The 14985-nt window shown below is 67.8% G+C and carries 15 protein-coding genes, 3 tRNA genes and 2 pseudogenes; 3 read left to right on the top strand and 17 right to left on the bottom strand.

Translation table 11 applies throughout. From position 1 onward, the window contains the following. Positions 1 to 22 precede the first annotated feature (22 nt). From CDOO_RS14180 to CDOO_RS06290, 12 genes and pseudogenes are all read right to left on the bottom strand, one after another. Positions 23 to 378 (bottom strand): annotated as a pseudogene (locus CDOO_RS14180) (transposase); the annotation flags it as partial. 113 nt (positions 379 to 491) lie between these two features. Continuing rightward, on the bottom strand, positions 492 to 677 hold the full coding sequence (locus tag CDOO_RS14465) for an ATP-binding cassette domain-containing protein (RefSeq protein WP_342668864.1): 186 nt from the start codon (positions 675 to 677) through the stop codon (positions 492 to 494). 278 nt (positions 678 to 955) lie between these two features. Beyond that, positions 956 to 1021 (bottom strand): annotated as a pseudogene (locus tag CDOO_RS14515) (ATP-binding cassette domain-containing protein); the annotation flags it as partial. After that, positions 996 to 2126: an alpha-D-ribose 1-methylphosphonate 5-phosphate C-P-lyase PhnJ gene (locus CDOO_RS06330; protein WP_018022538.1), complete on the bottom strand. Its 1131-nt coding sequence runs from the start codon at positions 2124 to 2126 to the stop codon at positions 996 to 998. The pseudogene CDOO_RS14515 and the gene CDOO_RS06330, both read right to left, overlap by 26 nt. Next, positions 2123 to 3211: a carbon-phosphorus lyase complex subunit PhnI gene (locus CDOO_RS06325; protein ID WP_018022539.1), complete on the bottom strand. Its 1089-nt coding sequence runs from the start codon at positions 3209 to 3211 to the stop codon at positions 2123 to 2125. The genes CDOO_RS06330 and CDOO_RS06325 overlap by 4 nt, the downstream gene beginning before the upstream one ends. Then, the gene (locus tag CDOO_RS06320) at positions 3208 to 3570 is read right to left on the bottom strand and encodes a phosphonate C-P lyase system protein PhnH (protein ID WP_018022540.1); all 363 of its coding nucleotides are present in this window, start codon (positions 3568 to 3570) and stop codon (positions 3208 to 3210) included. The genes CDOO_RS06325 and CDOO_RS06320 overlap by 4 nt, the downstream gene beginning before the upstream one ends. A 17-nt stretch (positions 3571 to 3587) precedes the next feature. Then, the gene (locus tag CDOO_RS14455) at positions 3588 to 3791 is read right to left on the bottom strand and encodes a phosphonate C-P lyase system protein PhnH (protein WP_018022541.1); all 204 of its coding nucleotides are present in this window, start codon (positions 3789 to 3791) and stop codon (positions 3588 to 3590) included. Then, a complete protein-coding gene (locus tag CDOO_RS06310; RefSeq protein WP_018022542.1) occupies positions 3788 to 4237 on the bottom strand; it encodes a phosphonate C-P lyase system protein PhnG in 450 nt (149 codons plus the stop codon). Before CDOO_RS06310 ends, CDOO_RS14455 begins: the two co-directional genes overlap by 4 nt. A 111-nt stretch (positions 4238 to 4348) precedes the next feature. Continuing rightward, on the bottom strand, positions 4349 to 5071 hold the full coding sequence (locus tag CDOO_RS13915) for a GntR family transcriptional regulator (protein WP_018022543.1): 723 nt from the start codon (positions 5069 to 5071) through the stop codon (positions 4349 to 4351). 62 nt (positions 5072 to 5133) lie between these two features. Beyond that, the gene (locus CDOO_RS13255) at positions 5134 to 5955 is read right to left on the bottom strand and encodes a DUF4349 domain-containing protein (protein WP_018022544.1); all 822 of its coding nucleotides are present in this window, start codon (positions 5953 to 5955) and stop codon (positions 5134 to 5136) included. Positions 5956 to 5997: 42 nt separating this feature from the next. Further along, the gene (locus tag CDOO_RS13580) at positions 5998 to 8589 is read right to left on the bottom strand and encodes an FAD/NAD(P)-binding protein (RefSeq protein ID WP_018022545.1); all 2592 of its coding nucleotides are present in this window, start codon (positions 8587 to 8589) and stop codon (positions 5998 to 6000) included. Then, entirely contained in the window at positions 8586 to 9545 is a 960-nt protein-coding gene (locus CDOO_RS06290; protein WP_026159444.1) for a pyridoxal-phosphate dependent enzyme, read from the bottom strand. Before CDOO_RS06290 ends, CDOO_RS13580 begins: the two co-directional genes overlap by 4 nt. 563 nt (positions 9546 to 10108) lie before the next feature. Between CDOO_RS06290 and CDOO_RS14145 the strand changes: the two genes are divergently transcribed. Continuing rightward, entirely contained in the window at positions 10109 to 10273 is a 165-nt protein-coding gene (locus CDOO_RS14145) for a hypothetical protein (protein ID WP_018022548.1), read from the top strand. A 50-nt stretch (positions 10274 to 10323) separates the two neighbouring features. On the opposite strand, the gene CDOO_RS06280 is transcribed toward CDOO_RS14145, so the two are convergent. Continuing rightward, positions 10324 to 10399 (bottom strand) — tRNA-Glu (locus CDOO_RS06280). A gap of 610 nt (positions 10400 to 11009) precedes the next feature. Here CDOO_RS06280 and CDOO_RS13905 point away from each other — a divergent pair. Then, positions 11010 to 11579: a hypothetical protein gene (locus CDOO_RS13905; RefSeq protein ID WP_155861367.1), complete on the top strand. Its 570-nt coding sequence runs from the start codon at positions 11010 to 11012 to the stop codon at positions 11577 to 11579. A 210-nt stretch (positions 11580 to 11789) separates the two neighbouring features. Here the strand turns inward: CDOO_RS13905 and CDOO_RS06270 are convergent. Then, positions 11790 to 11862: transfer RNA gene (locus CDOO_RS06270), tRNA-Glu, on the bottom strand. Positions 11863 to 11892: 30 nt separating this feature from the next. Continuing rightward, positions 11893 to 11964: transfer RNA gene (locus tag CDOO_RS06265), tRNA-Gln, on the bottom strand. A gap of 147 nt (positions 11965 to 12111) precedes the next feature. Here CDOO_RS06265 and CDOO_RS13245 point away from each other — a divergent pair. Continuing rightward, on the top strand, positions 12112 to 12546 hold the full coding sequence (locus CDOO_RS13245) for a DUF2975 domain-containing protein (protein ID WP_018022550.1): 435 nt from the start codon (positions 12112 to 12114) through the stop codon (positions 12544 to 12546). Here CDOO_RS13245 and gltX read toward each other — a convergent pair. Both gltX and CDOO_RS06250 read right to left on the bottom strand, forming a co-directional pair. Continuing rightward, positions 12531 to 14036: a glutamate--tRNA ligase gene (gltX, locus tag CDOO_RS06255; RefSeq protein WP_018022551.1), complete on the bottom strand. Its 1506-nt coding sequence runs from the start codon at positions 14034 to 14036 to the stop codon at positions 12531 to 12533. The two genes, CDOO_RS13245 and gltX, sit on opposite strands and share 16 nt — an antisense overlap. A 1-nt stretch (position 14037) precedes the next feature. After that, entirely contained in the window at positions 14038 to 14934 is an 897-nt protein-coding gene (locus CDOO_RS06250) for a CE1 family esterase (RefSeq protein ID WP_081610382.1), read from the bottom strand. Positions 14935 to 14985: the final 51 nt, after the last annotated feature.

The raw sequence follows: 14985 nt of genomic DNA, 5'->3' as shown, positions 1-14985 counted from the left end.
GGCCTTCACACCTACGAATACTCACCCGACACGTCACCGTCACAGGGATCCCTGCGGCGGCGAGCTCTGTCACGAGCGGGTAGAACCTTTTGACGGCAGGTTCGCCTGCGACAGATACGCCGCCGCACGCCGCAGCACCTCGTTCTCCTGCTCGAGGAGCCGGTTGCGCTTCTTCAGCTCGCGGATCTGCGCCGCCTCGGTCCGTGACTGGCCGGGCGTGGTGCCCTCGTCACTCTCGGCGCGGCGCATCCACTTCGTGAGCGTCATCGGGTGGACCCCGAAGTCTTTCGCGATCTGCTCGATCGTCACTCCGGGCTCACGGTTTCTCGCGACGCGCACGACATCGTCGCGGAACTCCTGGGGATAGGGCTTGGTCATGACGATCATCCTTCCAGGCCGGCCTTCCCAGGCAAGCCAGATCAGATGTCACCTATCCATGCAGCAGACCCCATCGCTCACACCCCGGGCTTCGCACAGCTCAACTGTCTTCGTCATTCCGCCAGCTTGAAGTCGGTACACTGGAGATACGAAGTACGATACGTATCACCCTTGAGCATGTTCGGCTCGTCGAGCAGCAGGACCTCCGGGTCGGTGGCCAGGGCCTTGGCGATCTGCACCCGCTGGCGCATGCCCCCGGAGAACTGGCCCACGACATCGTCCATCCGGGACATCGGCACCTCGACGCGGTGCAGCAGCTCGGCGGCGCGACGGCGGATGGCACGGTAGTTGCGCTCGCCGGCCGCCGTGAGCCGCTCGGCGATGTTGCCACCGGCGGAGATCCCCGGTTGAGGCCCGCCGCGGCGTCCTGGTAGACCACCGACAGGGTGCTGATGCGCAGCTGTCGGCGCTCCGCGTCACTGAGGTCCAGAACGTTAACCCCGCCCGCGCCGACGGCGGCCAGGCGCACCTCGCCGGTGGCTCCGGGCTCGTCGCCGATGATGGATTTCATCACCGTCGACTTGCCGGAGCCCGACTCACCGATGATGCCCAGGGCCTCACCCGGAGCGACGTCGAAACTCACGTCCTCGGCCGCCGTCACCGCCGAGTAGCCCAGGCGGGCCGGGTAGATCTTGCCCAGGGACTCGACCTTGAGGCTCCACTGCTCCCCCGGTCGCGGTCCGGGGTTCGTGGCCCTCCGACCCGGAGGTGGTGAGCAGCGCGGAATCGGTCAGCCAGGGTTCGGCGATGGCACCGACGCGGCGCTCCGGGTCCGGGTAGTACCTCCGCGGGGCCACGGCGAGGTGCTCCTCGGGATCGACGTCCCCAGCGCGGACCCGGGAGCACCACTCGGTATCCGAGCACTGGTGGCGCCCATCGGCGGTGGGCACGAGGTAGGTGTCGGCGGATCCGCAGAGCACGCAGGTCTCGCCCTCGGTGTGTTCGACCTCGAAGGGGACGTCGTCGAAGGCAACCGGTTCCACCGGGGTGTGCGGCAGGACGCAGTAGATCTTCTTGTCCCTGCCGTGGGAGAGGACGGCGAGGTTCTTCGCGTCATTGAGCCGGGGGACATCCCACCGCGGGATGGGGCTCAGCGCCATGACGTGGCGGTGGTTGACCACCACGGGATAACCCGAGGACTTGTTGATCACCCCGGAGGTGACCAGGTCCTCGTACATGGACACCCACATCCGCGAGTAGTCGGCCTCGGCGTGCATCCGGTTCGCCTCCCGGATCGACTTGACCACGTCCCGCAACGGCTCGGAGACCGGGACCTGGAGCACGACGATCTGGTCCCCGGAGAGGGAATCCTCCGGGATGCGGTGGCGGGACTGGATGAGGGTGGACTCGCGGGTGTCCGCGCTGGCCCGGCAGCGCAGGGAACCCAGGATGAGCCGGCGGAGGTTGACGGCGTTGACCCCCTCCTCGTCACCCTGGTCGATGACCTTCACCGTGTCCTCGGCCCCGGCGATGGACAGCGTGGCCTGAAGCCCGCCGGATCCCCAGCCGCGTGCCACGGGCATTTCCCGGGAGCCGAAGGGCACCTGGTAGCCGGGGATGGCGACCCCGGCGAGGATGGCCCGGCGCACCTCCCGTTTCGCTTGCTCGTCAAGGATGGTGACACCGACGTTGGCGGCGGCCCGGTCGGCGGCCGCGGCGCTGAGCCCGGCGACGGTGGGAATGCTCATGGCGTGGTCCTGCCCTTCTGTGCCGCGGCCGCCAACGCCCGGTCCACCTGCGAGCGGAACGTGACGTAGTGCGGCAGTTTGAGGTGCTCGAGTAAGCCGTTGGCCGCGAGGCCGTCGGTCGTGTGCATGAGCACCTGCTCTAGATGCTCACCGGCCGGGGTGTCCGCGAAGCGGGTGGCGGCGAGGTCCATGGCCGACATCGCGATCGCCTTACGTTCGTTGTGGCCGAGGGCGAACCCGTAGCCTGCCTCGAACCGGGACGTGTCCTCGCCGCGGGAGTCGAGGTGGGCCACGGCCTCGGCGTCGGTGGCGTCGATCTGGCCGACAGTGACCGGGCGCCCGGTGTGCGGGTGGGTGACCCGGATGTCCAGGTGCCCGTAGAGCACGTCTCCGAGGGTGACGGATTCGTCGGTGTGCCCGTCGGGGCCCGTGCGGTACCAGGTGTTGACCAGCGCGCCGGTCTCCGCGATGGTCATGGCCGACAGCACGGCGAAGCGTGGGGCCGGCAGGGTGATGGGCCGGAGGGTGAGGTCGTAGGGTTCCTCGTCGACCTCGCCGCCGCGCTCGGTGAGCAGATCACGTTCCCGCAGCCACTGGGTGAATCGCTGCACCGGACGGTCCGCATGCTCCCGGATCGTGGGCGCGTTGTCGCCGAGGAGCTCCTCCTCCCCCACGCCCAGCGGGTCGCCGCCCTCCGCCGCGATGAGCCGGGGTGAGTAGTCGAAAGTCGCGCCGAGCAACTGTGGGCCGTCGGGCTGCCGGTGTACGGGGATGACCCGCCGGCACAGCTGCATGGAGTCGGGGTCGACAGGTTCGGTGAACGCCAGCCGCGGGAGTGTGGAGCGGTGGGAGCGCAGCAGGTGGACGGCTTCTGCGGTGTCGCCGGCGGCCTGGAGCACCGCCCGCGCCGCCACCTCGGGTGCCCACAGCCCGCCCTCGCCCATCACCTGGTCGACGAGCTCGGGGATCGCCGCGTAGACGTCCTCCGCCGGGATGTTCGCGCTGGCGGCGCTGCGCTCGTGCAGGAGCGCCTCCGCCGCGAGGATAGCGGAGGTGCCGCCCTTGTTGGTTCCGGCGTAACTCATCGCCGCGCTCCCTCGACGACGGTGGTCCGCGGGAGCGCGGCGACCTCACCCGCGTCGGTGACCAATAGCACGTCGATGCCCGCGGGGAAGTTCGCGCAGAGTTCGGCGCGGGTAGCGAAGAACTCCGGGCTCAGGCCCGTGACACCCAGATCGCACTGCCCGTCGACGCCGGGACCGGTGAGGGTCAGCGTCACCTCCCCGTCCGGACCCAGCTTCTCGACGCGTTGGACCACCAGACACGCGGTGTGCGGATCAGATGCCGTGGCGGTCTTCACCGTGCCCAGCGAGTCCGCGGTGGGCTCCGACATCGTCAGCACAAAGCGCGCCTGCGCCGGTTCGACCAGGGGCGCGCCGGTCACGCGGGCGATCTCGGCGATCAGTTCGGCCGTGCCTGCCGGGCTGCGGGTATCCAGGCCGCGACCGGGGACATGAGGTCCGCCAGGGTGAGCAGAGGTGCCGCGGCCGCGGGAGTGACCACCACGTCAGCGCGGTGCACGCTGCCGGGGCACGACATGGCGGCGAGGTAGGAACGGAACAGCTGCTGCGCCTCGTCCGGGGACAGGGTGGTCGGGGTGTTCATGCGATCTCCTCGAACTCCACGATCGTCGGACGCAACCGCTCCCTTTCCGCGGCCCGCCGCTCCCGGAGGGTCCGGTCCGTCTCCCGGGCCAGTGCGCGGACGTCGTCGGCAAGCTCACCCGCGCGGGCGATCTCGGTGTCGCAGATGGCCAGGGCCAGGGCGCTGGCCCGGTCGTCCCCGAAACACATCCCCCAGCCGGCAGATCCACCGAGGACGACCTCGGCCTGGGAGACCAGAATGTCTCCCCGCAGGAAACGTTGGCCGGCGAGGGGCTCGCGCACCTGAGTGGTGAGGACCCCGGCCACGGGGTCGCGGATGACGGAGAAGTCCCCGCCCGCCCCGACGTGCTGGTCAAGGATGGTGTCGGCGAGCTCGCACAGCCGCTGCCGGTCGCCCCGGGCGAGCAGCCCGAGAACGTCCTCGCGGTTGTCTTCGGTGGTGTCCATGCGCCCCAGTCAAGACGGTGCGGCTGAACGCCCCCTCTACCTCGGGCTAAGGGCACATGAACTTTGGGCGCTCGTCCCTGCCAGAGGACAGCCAGGTGAATGCCGCGTGAACTAGTCGGACTGGAAGTCAAACACCAGGCGGACCGCGTCCACGCGCAGCCAGCTGTCGCTGACCATGAGCGGCTCGCGCGTCCTGCAGTCCACGTTGGTGGTGATCATGCGCCAGGCCAGGGCGGGTCTGCGGTAACCCAGCGCCGTGCGGATCTCCGGCGGCACGTCCTCGACCGAGGCGATGCTGCGACCACGCATGGGTTCGAAGCCGAAGCCGGTCAGCGCGTCGTAGACGGATTCGATGACCCCCAGCGCAGCGTCGAGATCCCGCGACCGCCCCGGGACCACCCATTCCCTGCCCCAGGTCGCCGGGGTGCCGTCGATGGCACCGACACGCTGGAGCGTGAGCGTCTCCGTGCCGGGTTCGACCCCGAGCAGCCGGGCGTGGCGCTCGGGCAGCGGCTCCCTTCCGGAGGTCACCAGCCGGGTGCGCACCTCGTGGCCGGTGGCCGCGGCGGTGGCGTGCAGGGAGGGCGCCTCGTGGTTGAAGACGGTGAGGTCGAAGCGGTCCGCGACGAAGGTACCCGCGCCGGGGACGCGGTTGATGATGAACCGGCGTTCCAGCGCGTCGAGGGCCGAACGCACCACGGCGCGCGACACCCCGAAACGTCCCACTAGTTCACGCTCGCCGTCGATCTTGGCCCCCGGTGGGAGGGTGGCGATCTGCTCCGCTAGCTCGGCTTCGACCCGCGCGGCCCCGTGATCTCCGCCACGCCGCCCCACCCCTTCCACACTGTCTTTCGTTGCCGCAGATGATACTAATCGACGGCCGTTTCCCCCGTGGCCTATTGCCTCCGGCGCCGGACCCGCCGGGCTCCCCTGACCATAGCGGTAGCCGCCCAGGCGAGGAGGCCGGCGACAATCAGCCAGGGCAGAAGGCCAACAAAAACGATGAGCAGCGACCGGGAGGAGTCCACCAGTGTCGAGACGAGGTCGTCCCACAGGTTGTCCGAGCTGCCACCGGTGACGAACGAGACCTGCTGGGTGGACAGGGCCACCCGGTCCTCGAGGTAGCTCAGCTGGCCGGTGAGGGAATCCAGCTCGCCCTGGCGCTGGGTCATCATCTCCTCCGCGGCCAGGAGATCCTGCGTGGTGGTGGCCTCGGCCATGAGCTGCGAGAGCCGGTCGATCGAGCCCTGGAGTGCGGCCTGGCGGGCGCGGAGGTCGACGACCTCTTGGCCGACGTCGGCCACCTCGGTGCTGCTGGACTCGACGGAGCCGAGCTCGCCCAGGCGGGCCGGGAGGTCGTCGTAACGCTCCGCGGGCACCCGAATGGTCACGTCCGCGGAGGGGTCTCCGCCGTAGTTCGCGGTCGAGGTGTCGCTGACCTGGCCCCCGAGCTCATCGGCGATCTCGCGCGCGGAGTCCACCGCGCCGGCCGGATCGTCCACGACGATGGTGGACGACCCGGTGGTCACGAGCTGCTGCTCGACCGTGGCCGAGCTCGAGCCCTCGGCTGCCTCGGCCACGTCGGCCGCGCCGTAGTCGGAGCGGGAGCTGTCGGGCGGCAGCGACGATGCGCCCTGATCCGTGGCGCAGGCGGAGAGCAGGAGGACGCAGGCTCCCACGGCCACCAGCGGGGCGGAACGACGACGCACGCTCTTCATGCGTCCATCATTCCCCGCCGCCACTTCCGCAGCAAGCGCTCACTAGGAGTCGATGCGGTCCAGCTCGAAACCGCCGTCGGCGTTTCTGGCCACGTTGAGCGCCAGCGGGATCTGGTGAGAGGCGGACTCGAGGATGTGCATGAAGTACCCGGCCGTGTTGGGGAAGGCGACGATGTCGCCCACCTTCACCCCGTTCGGGAATCGGATGCGTCGGCGCATGATGAGCTCGTCCTCGATGCAGTAGGCGCCGACGAGGTATGCCTCGAGCTCCTCACCCTCCGCCGGGCCGGCGGGCAGGTGGAGCGGGTCGACGAGGTAGTCGTCGCTGGTGGTGCGCAGCTGGGTGCGGTTCATGGCCAGGCCGACGAGCGGGAGGCCGTCGCTACGTTTCTTCACGAAGGCCACCTCCGCGTAGATGATTCCGCACCCGTCGAGCAGGCTGCGGCCCGGTTCCAGGTGCAGGCGCAGGCCACGCTCCTTCAAGCCCTGGCCCTCGTCGCTGGCCAGCAGCTCGGCGAGCCAGTCGCCACGCACCGGTGCCTGGTGGAACGGGTAGACAGTGTCCAGCGGGTGGGCCTTCCACGTGAACGGCGGGTGGTCGCCGGCGACCATGGCCCGGCGGGTCTCCTGGAAGTTCTCCCACTGCCCCGCGTTGTCGAGGTAGCTCATGGGAACACCGCCACCGAGGTCAACGAACTCGGGGGCGTGCCCGGCCTGACGAAGCTTATCGACGAGCCACAGCGCCTCCCCCAGGGCCGTCCTCCTGTCGGCGACGGCATAGCCGTGCAGGTGGGCGTGCAGGCCCCGGACGGTGATCCCCTCCCACGCGTGGTTCAGGGCCTCGGCCCAGACCGCGCTGCGCTCGCCAAAGCGGGTGGGCGGCAGCTTCGCGGGGTCGGGGGCGATGCGCGGAGCAATGAGGGCCTGCCGGCCACGGGTCAGCGCCTGCAGCCGCTCGAGCTCGCCGACCGAGTCCACGGAGACGGTCGCGCCGTGGGCCAGGGCGAGCTCCAGGAACTCGTCCGTCTTGATGGCGGCCGAGACGATGATGCGCTCGCCCGGCACCCCGGTGTCGATGACCTGGGAAAGCTCCCGGTAGCTGGCCACGTCGACGCCGTGGCCGGCGGCGTTGACGGCGTCGACGAAGGTCAGCGCCTTGTTGGCCTTGCGCGCGAAGTGGATGCGCACGTCGACACCCGCCCGCTCGCCGGCCGCGACGAGCTCGTCGATGTTGCGGGTGACCGGGGCGGAGTTGAGCACGTTGACGGGGCTGGAATACGTGTCGATGAGCCCGCGCGCGTCCGGCTCACTCATCCACGACTCGAGCCGCCCGGTCAGCGGCGGCACGCCGTGAACCTGCTTCGGCCCGTAGACCGCGCCGATGCGCCGCGCCCACGCGGGGATGACGCCGTGCATCGTGCGCGAGAGGGTGTCGTGGCCGAGGATGTAGGGCTCACTCGCCCGTCCCACGGACGCGATGTTGTCGGAGACCATGCCCGCCTCGTCGGTCTGCAGGGCACCCTCGCCGAGCTGCGCCTCCAGCGAGCCTGGGCCGATGCCGGCCGGTGCGAGCACCGCGTTGATCGTGTGCTGCGCCTCGGGCCGCTCGCCGGCGACGCGGAGAATCCCGGTGTCGTGTAGCGCCAGCATCCGCCGGATCTGCGCTGGGGGCGGGCCGAACGCCAGCGGTTCCAGGAGCCGGGGCAGCTCGTCCAGGTCTTCGCGGCCGAAGGAGACACGCTCGACGATCTGCGGGTAGAGCTCGCGCCACGCCAGGCCCAGGGCCTGCGGCGGGCGGCGGTCCTCGGCTATCGACGCCCGCCACCCACCCGCCACATCGGTGTCCGGCTCGGCGTCGGCCAGGGTGACCGGCTGCCCGGCCAGGGCGGACGAGGCGGCGCAGAGTACCTCGCGTATCTCGGCCCCGCCCCGGATCTGCTCGCGGAAGGGTTCGAGCTGTGCGCGCTCCTCGTCGGTGAGCGGGGAGGGTTTGACCTGGATCGCCGCGCCCGTGCGGGTGTAGGCGGTGATGGAACCCGGTTCCTCGCCGGAGGGGACATAGGTCTGGTCGACGAAGCGGCCGCCGCGGCCCAGGGTCAGCGCCAGCACCACGTCGATGAAGGTCAGCGCGGCCCCGCGAATGGCGACGCTCTCGCCGGGGGCGATGACGGAAAGGTCGCCATCGTAGACGTCGAGCATGCCCTCGGGAAGCTCGGCCTGCTGGTGGCCGGTGGCCAGAAGAATCTCGTTGAAACCCGACAGTTCCGCCAGGTCGGTGATACGCCTGCGCTCGTGGGTGACGGTCATCTGCTCGGGTAGTTTGCGCAGCATCTCCCGCCAGGAATGGGTGAGGAACTCCCCCACCAGGGCCCGGGGCGGGAACGGGTCCAGCTCGGCGCCTTCGCCGCGGTAGTCATCGAGCGTGCCCGCCCCGGTGCGGATAGCCGAGGAGGTGACGTTGACCAGCCGGTGTGTGGGCTGGTCGGTGGCGTACGCGCTGCCCACGGCCGGATCACGCGGGTCGAACACCGTGACGTCGAGCGCGAGATTGCGCTCGCGGGACATCACCGTGAGTTCCTCCAGCGCCCACAGTGCGCGGGGCCCGGCCCCGACGATGGCAATGGTGACGGTCATACGTTCTCCTCAACCCAGGTGTCGTCGTAGATGGTGGACAGGTACGCAGTGCCGTTGTCGTGCAGAATCGCCACCACGTCCGCGCCCGCAGGATAGTCCGGCAGGGCTGCGTCCAGCGCGGCCAGGACGGCCCCACCGGAGGCGCCGGGGAGGATCGCCTCGCAGGCCGCGAGTTCGCGGGCGGCGGAGATGGCTGAACGGGCGTCGATACGCGCGATGTCACGGGGCGTGACCTGCGTGGACAACTCGGTGACCACGCCCGCGCCGTAACCCGGCAGGGGGCGAACGCCGCGTTTGCCGCCGAAGAGCACCGAACCTTCGGCGTCAACGGCGTGGACCTCGGTGGGCGTATCGACGGTCGCCGCCAGGCACCCGCCGAGGGTGCCCGTGGTGGAGACGGCGACAAAGACGTGGTCAGGCGCGTGCCCGAGGTCCGCCATGATCTCGGCCATCGTGCCGTCGCGGTGGGCCGCGAAGGCCGCGCGGTTGGAGTACTGGTCGAAGTTGATCGCGCCGTCGTATTCGGTCAGCAGCTTCTCGACCAACTGCCGGCGCGCAGTGAGCCAGTCGCTCGTCTCGGGATCGGGTTCGGTCACCTCGTGGACCACCGCTCCGAGAGCCCGCATGTGCGCCACGGTGGTGCGGTTCGCGCGCGGGTCGACGACGCAGTGGAAGGTAAATTCGTGCAGCACGGCCTCTCGGGCGAGCGCGACCCCGAGGTTTCCGGAACTCGACTCGACCGCGATGGATCCCGGCCGAAGGCGCCCGGTGGCGATGGCGTCGGCCACCATCCCCGCCGCGGTGCGGTCCTTGGCGCTTCCGCCGGGATTGAAGGATTCCAGTTTGGCCCAGATGTTGAGGTCCTCGCGCCCCTTGAGCGCGGCCAGGCGATCGAGCCTGACCAGCGGGGTGTGCCCCACCGTCGACTCGATGCCCACATATAAACGATCAGTCATGCGAACCGATCTTACTTTGGAAACTGGAGTTCGGTACCTCGGCGCAGTGAGATCGAGACGCGTACTCTTCCAGAAAGATTCCCACCTTGTGGATACTGACCACTACGAACGGCAGCGGGTGCCATGCGCAAAACTTCTGCAGGTTTTGACAGAACCACCACATACGCCCTCTGGTTCGCGGTCGGGACACTTGCCCTGTCCAACACGTTCCTCTTCGTCGGCCTAACTTTTCGGTCAGGCGTAGACGCGACCCAATTTCTGGACATATTCGCACGCACCGCTGGCCCCTTAGGCGCCGCTACCGTTGCTTGGTTGGGAGTCAACCACACCGTCACCCACTCTCGGCGACTCGAAGTGCTGAAAGAATGGCACGCCGATCTTCGCTGGGCATGCGAGCTGTCTTGCTCCGTCGAACCCCAAAGAGTCGAATTGGGGGTTGCTCTTCTCGACTCTCTTGACGAGCATCCCCAGCTCGGCGAGGAGGAGCAGCATCTTATCGACGCAGCCCTTGAGGCATTGACAAATGCGCTAGCATTTGACGAAAGCTAAGGAAAGGAACAGCTATGAACGCGCCCACCCGCCGTACATCTCAGACATCCAACTCCACCAAGTTTTCCAAGCCCCGGCCCGGTCAGGTCGCTGCGGCAAAATTAATCATCAAGCGCAACCAGGAAGGCAAGGGGCGCGTCGAGATCACTCCCCGGATCAAATACCTGTCAGAGTTCTAAGACACCGTACGCGCGCTAAAGGCCAGGTCCGAAGACCTGGCTTTTATCTCTGGTACCCCGTACGGGATTTGAACCCGTGTTACCGCCGTGAGAGGGCGGCGTCCTAGGCCCCTAGACGAACGGGGCGTGTCCATCAGGTGTCCGTTTGGGACTCGTCGATATTAGAACGCGCAGCGCTCCCCCGCCAAATCTGCACGTCCGGGGCGGAAATGCTCGATATTTCGGAGGCGGCCTGCGCACGCAAAGAGGTCCCGCCAGGACTCCGAGAGGGAGAGCTGGCGGGATCTGGGGACTTATCGACGACCCGTCGCGTCCGGACCGTGGTGCGGAAGTATTCGGTACCCGGGTTCGTGCTTACCCGTAGCGCCGTCCGCTTGTTTTATGTGGGGGTCGGGCAATCAGCCGTCGATAAGTGGTCTGTTGCGGGCTACGTTTCCGCTGTGGCCGATTAATGCTGTGGCCTCTGCCCGAAGAAATTGTCTGAGCCCTCTGTCATGCAATCTCCTCCCGGTCGCGGTGTAACTCGGTTTCCGAAAGAATCTCCCTCTCGAGCGGGCTACTCTTTCGTTAACAAACACACTAAGTCAGGGGTTGCAGCGGGGTAAAGGGCGGGAGAACTATCGACGGCTGGTCATCCCCCGCCCGGGCAGAAACATGCTGGCAGAGGCCGCCGATTAGAGCACTGGTTAGTGATCCAGTTCACCCCCGCCGGCTTTTGTACGGACACACTCGTACCATGAAAATACTCCCGGGAACTATTCTGGTTTTCTGCGCGGCCTCGCTGCTCACCTCCTGCAGCGCCGGCCCCGAGGAGACGCAGCCCGCCCCCACGCCTTCGGCGATTTCGACGGTGACGCAGCAGCCGACCACCGCGGCGCCCGCCCCGACTCCCGAGCCCGCGCCAGCGCCTGCCCCAGCCCCTGCTGCTCCGGCTGGGCCGGCTGGGCCGTACCAGGCGGCGAATCCGAGCCAGGTGGGCGGGACGTGTGCGATTGGGACGTCCGGCGTCAGCGTGACGGCCAGCTCCGACGCGTCCTGTGGCTTCGCCAACGCCATCTTCAACTCGCTGCAGAACGTTCCCTGGGGACTCACCAACCCGAACCCTGCGGTGACCCGGCTGGCCCAAGTCCATACCACGGTCACCAGTCCGACAACAGGGAAGTCCTACGCGATGACCTGTACCGCAGGAAGTGACCAGAGAAGCTTCTGGTGCGAGAAGTCCGACGAATCAGACAACCTGAAGATCACCTGCACGGCGGGCAACAACTCAAACTTTGCGGCGAACGGCATCATCCTGAACCCGTAGTGTCCACACGTGTGGACTGTCGGAGAATAGAAATCGCCGTCACGTCCGAGCCCGAATCCACACGTATGGACTGCCGCGTCGTTGAAATCTCAGCGTGGTGAGCGTCACGTCCACACGTGTGGACTATCACCCGACAGAAACCCCCGCGCCCACCCAGACGCAGATACGCAAAAGGCGGCCCAACCGAAGTCGGACCGCCAGTGCTTGTTGTACCCCGTACGGGATTTGAACCCGTGTTACCGCCGTGAGAGGGCGGCGTCCTAGGCCTCTAGACGAACGGGGCATATCAGGACGCGAGTTTTGACACTCGCTGCTGGCCTACCAGGACTCGAACCTAGAACGACGGTACCAGAAACCGCTGTGTTGCCAATTACACCATAGGCCATCATTTGCACTGTTCAGAGGAACAATCTCTTGCGTTCTCCGTGCTGTGCAACGTTGAATACTATAACCACAACGGTGGAAGTCAGACAAATCCGCACTACACCGGTATGTTCGACGGGCTCCCCACCCATCCTACGGAAGGACCGTCATGCTCCGCCCCGCCGTCATCGCCCTGAAAGCCATCATCGTCCTCGGGCTGCTCGCTTGCATGGGTGCACAGACGGCGATGGTGCTGGCCGCGGTGAACACGTTCGGCGAGTCGTTGCAGAAGCTGGTCACCTCGACCATCGTCTTCCTCGTACTGCTCGCCGTGGAAGTCGCGGCTTTCGCCATCTGGCAACTGCTCGCGCTTATCGACGAAACCCCCACCGACTTCGCAAATGCCAGCCGGCCGCTCGCGACCGTGATGGCCGCGTTCATGGCCATTGCCGTGTTCCTGTGGATCTTCGGGCTGACCCTCGCCCCCACCGACGTGGCACCCGGGATCGTCCTACTGATCGGAATCCTGGGTCTGGCCGCCCTGGGCGTGGCGCTGCTCGTCGACATCCAGCGCCACCTCCTCCTCCGCTACTCGGCCGAGTAGGGCGTCACCGAAAGCGCGGCGCGCAGGCGGGCGAGCGTGGATTCGCGACCCAGCAGCTCCATGGACTCGAACAGCGGCGGGGAGATCGCCTCACCGGAGATAGCCACCCGCAGGGCGCCGTAGGCCTTGCGGGGCTTGAGCTCCAGCTTCTCGGTCAGCGCCGCCGACAGCGCCTTCTCGATCTCCTCCGTGGTCCACTCGGACACACCCTCGAGCGCAGCGATGCCCTCCTCGAGCGGCTGGACGGCGTCCTCCTTGAGGTTCTTCTTCGCCGCCTTCTCCTCGAGCACCAGCTCGGAGTCCGGGGTGAACAGGAACTTCATCAGACCGTAGGCCTCGCCGAGGGTCTTGATGCGTGTCTGCACCAGCTCCGCGGCCACGGCGAACTTCTCCGCCGGGTAGTCCGACGGGAAATCGGTGTAGCGCGTGAGGTGATCTCGCAGGCGGTTCTCGAACTCGCCGGCGGGCAGGAGCCTGATCTGGTCGGCGTTGATGGCCAGCAGCTTCTTTTCGTCGAAACGCGCGGGGTTGCCCAGTACGTCCTTGATGTCGAAGTTGGCCACGAACTCCTCCACCGAAAAGATGTCCTGGTCAGCGGAGAGGGACCAGCCGAGCAGGGCGAGGTAGTTGAGCATGCCCTCGGGGATGATGCCGGCCTCGACGTGGTTGAACAGGTTCGACTCGGGGTCGCGCTTGGACAGCTTCTTGTTGCCCTCGCCCATGACAAACGGCATGTGCCCGAACTGCGGGGTGAACTCGGCTATGCCGATGCGCTGCAGCGCCTCGTAGAGGGCAAGCTGGCGCGGGGTCGAGGAGAGCAGATCTTCGCCGCGCAAGACGTGGGTGATGCCCATGAGCGCGTCGTCGACCGGGTTGACCAGGGTGTAGAGCGGGGCGCCGGTGGAGCGGGCGACCACGAAGTCGGGCTGGGTGGAGGCCTGGAACTCCAGGTCGCCACGCACGAGGTCGGTCCAGGCCCAGGTCTTCTCCGGCATGCGCAGGCGCCAGACCGGCTTGCGGCCCTCGGCCTCGAACGCGGCGATCTGCTCGTCGCTCAGCGAGCGGTCGAAGTTGTCGTAACCCAGCTTGGGGTCGCGGCCGGCGGCCTTGTGTCGCTCCTCGACCTCATCGGCGGTGGAGTACGCGGGGTAGATCTCCCCGGCATCCTTGAGTTTGTGCAGGACATCGGCGTAAATGTCCGTGCGGCGCGACTGCCGGTAGGGCTCGTGCGGGCCGCCGACCTCGACGCCCTCGTCCCAGTCGAGGCCCAGCCAGTTCAGCGAGTCGATGATGGCCTGGTAGGAGTCCTCGGAGTCGCGCGCGGCGTCGGTGTCCTCGATGCGGAAGACAAGTTTGCCGCCGGTGTGCCGGGCGTAGCCCCAGTTGAACAGGGCGGTGCGCACGAGACCCACGTGGGGAATTCCGGTGGGCGACGGGCAGAAACGGACGCGGACGTTGGACACGGTGGACGGTTCAGTCATGTTCCACATGTTAGCGGTGCTGCCTGGCGAGGAAACCCCACACCTCGGCGGACGTGTCCGGCTCGTACCACCAGCTGTGCAGGCCGCCGTCGATACGCAGTTCCTGCACCTCCTTGACGCAGTTTGCCCCCGCGATCCGGGTCGCACCCGGCGCCGGGGTCACGACGGCCGGGCCCCAGCAGCCGTTGCGGGCGGAGTAGGAGCCGACAGTGTCCGGGACGGAGAGGTAGGGCGCGTCGTGCAGCGCGCCGCCGTCGTAGGACATCAGCGGGTCCTCTGTGCCGTGTACGAAGAGCGCAGGCACGGGGGCGCCGGTGCAGCCCGATTCGACCGGCAGGTAGAACGCGCCGGAGACCGGGGCCACGCCCGCGAGGAGATCGGTGGCGCGGCAGCCGAGCAGTGCGGCCATTCCCCCGCCGTTGGACATGCCCGTGGCATAGATCCGCGAGGGATCGAGGTGATAGCTGAACCGGATCTTCTCCACGATCGTCCGCACGAAGTCGACATCGGCGCCCGGGCGCACCGTGGCATAGGGTGCGCCCTCCCACGCGCCGTCGATGGCCCGCGGGTAGATTACGATGGCCTCGCGTCCGGCCGTGCGCAGCAGCTGCGAGTAGGAACGGAAGTTCTCCGGGCTGTCGTCCTTGCCGCTGAAGCCGAACAGGACCGGGGTCGGCATGGTCCGGTCATAACCCGTCGGCACATGGATGATGAAGGCCCGTGGCCCCTCGGGCGTATCGACGCTCATTTCCCCGCTTCCGCCCGGCTGCACCGGAACCTCTGCCGAGGGTTCCCAGGCCGGAGCGGGCGGGAGGTCCTGCGCCCCGGCGAGGACGGGGCCGGCGACCATCGACAGCAGGAGGGCGCACAGCACGGCCAGCGCGCGGGGGAAGGAGCGGGAAGTCATGCCATGATTATGTCACCTGCATCCCAGTGGCCACGTCCGACACTCTGACAC

This window comes from Corynebacterium doosanense CAU 212 = DSM 45436, assembly GCF_000767055.1.
GTDB lineage: Bacteria > Actinomycetota > Actinomycetes > Mycobacteriales > Mycobacteriaceae > Corynebacterium > Corynebacterium doosanense.
Note: the sequence above shows the minus strand (reverse complement) of the source record. Positions and strands in the feature narration are given on the sequence as shown.

What these genes read in the sequence shown, in the direction of transcription:
- CDOO_RS06310 (WP_018022542.1), bottom strand. Translation starts at nt 4,237, where the DNA reads ATGGACACCACCGAAGACAACCGCGAGGACGTTCTCGGGCTGCTCGCC.
- CDOO_RS13255 (WP_018022544.1), bottom strand. Translation starts at nt 5,955, where the DNA reads ATGAAGAGCGTGCGTCGTCGTTCCGCCCCGCTGGTGGCCGTGGGAGCC.
- CDOO_RS06290 (WP_026159444.1), bottom strand. Translation starts at nt 9,545, where the DNA reads ATGACTGATCGTTTATATGTGGGCATCGAGTCGACGGTGGGGCACACC.
- CDOO_RS06330 (WP_018022538.1), bottom strand. Translation starts at nt 2,126, where the DNA reads ATGAGCATTCCCACCGTCGCCGGGCTCAGCGCCGCGGCCGCCGACCGG.
- CDOO_RS06325 (WP_018022539.1), bottom strand. Translation starts at nt 3,211, where the DNA reads ATGAGTTACGCCGGAACCAACAAGGGCGGCACCTCCGCTATCCTCGCG.
- CDOO_RS13905 (WP_155861367.1), top strand. Translation starts at nt 11,010, where the DNA reads ATGAAAATACTCCCGGGAACTATTCTGGTTTTCTGCGCGGCCTCGCTG.
- CDOO_RS13580 (WP_018022545.1), bottom strand. Translation starts at nt 8,589, where the DNA reads ATGACCGTCACCATTGCCATCGTCGGGGCCGGGCCCCGCGCACTGTGG.
- CDOO_RS06250 (WP_081610382.1), bottom strand. Translation starts at nt 14,934, where the DNA reads ATGACTTCCCGCTCCTTCCCCCGCGCGCTGGCCGTGCTGTGCGCCCTC.
- CDOO_RS14455 (WP_018022541.1), bottom strand. Translation starts at nt 3,791, where the DNA reads ATGAACACCCCGACCACCCTGTCCCCGGACGAGGCGCAGCAGCTGTTC.
- CDOO_RS14145 (WP_018022548.1), top strand. Translation starts at nt 10,109, where the DNA reads ATGAACGCGCCCACCCGCCGTACATCTCAGACATCCAACTCCACCAAG.
- CDOO_RS13245 (WP_018022550.1), top strand. Translation starts at nt 12,112, where the DNA reads ATGCTCCGCCCCGCCGTCATCGCCCTGAAAGCCATCATCGTCCTCGGG.
- gltX (WP_018022551.1), bottom strand. Translation starts at nt 14,036, where the DNA reads ATGTGGAACATGACTGAACCGTCCACCGTGTCCAACGTCCGCGTCCGT.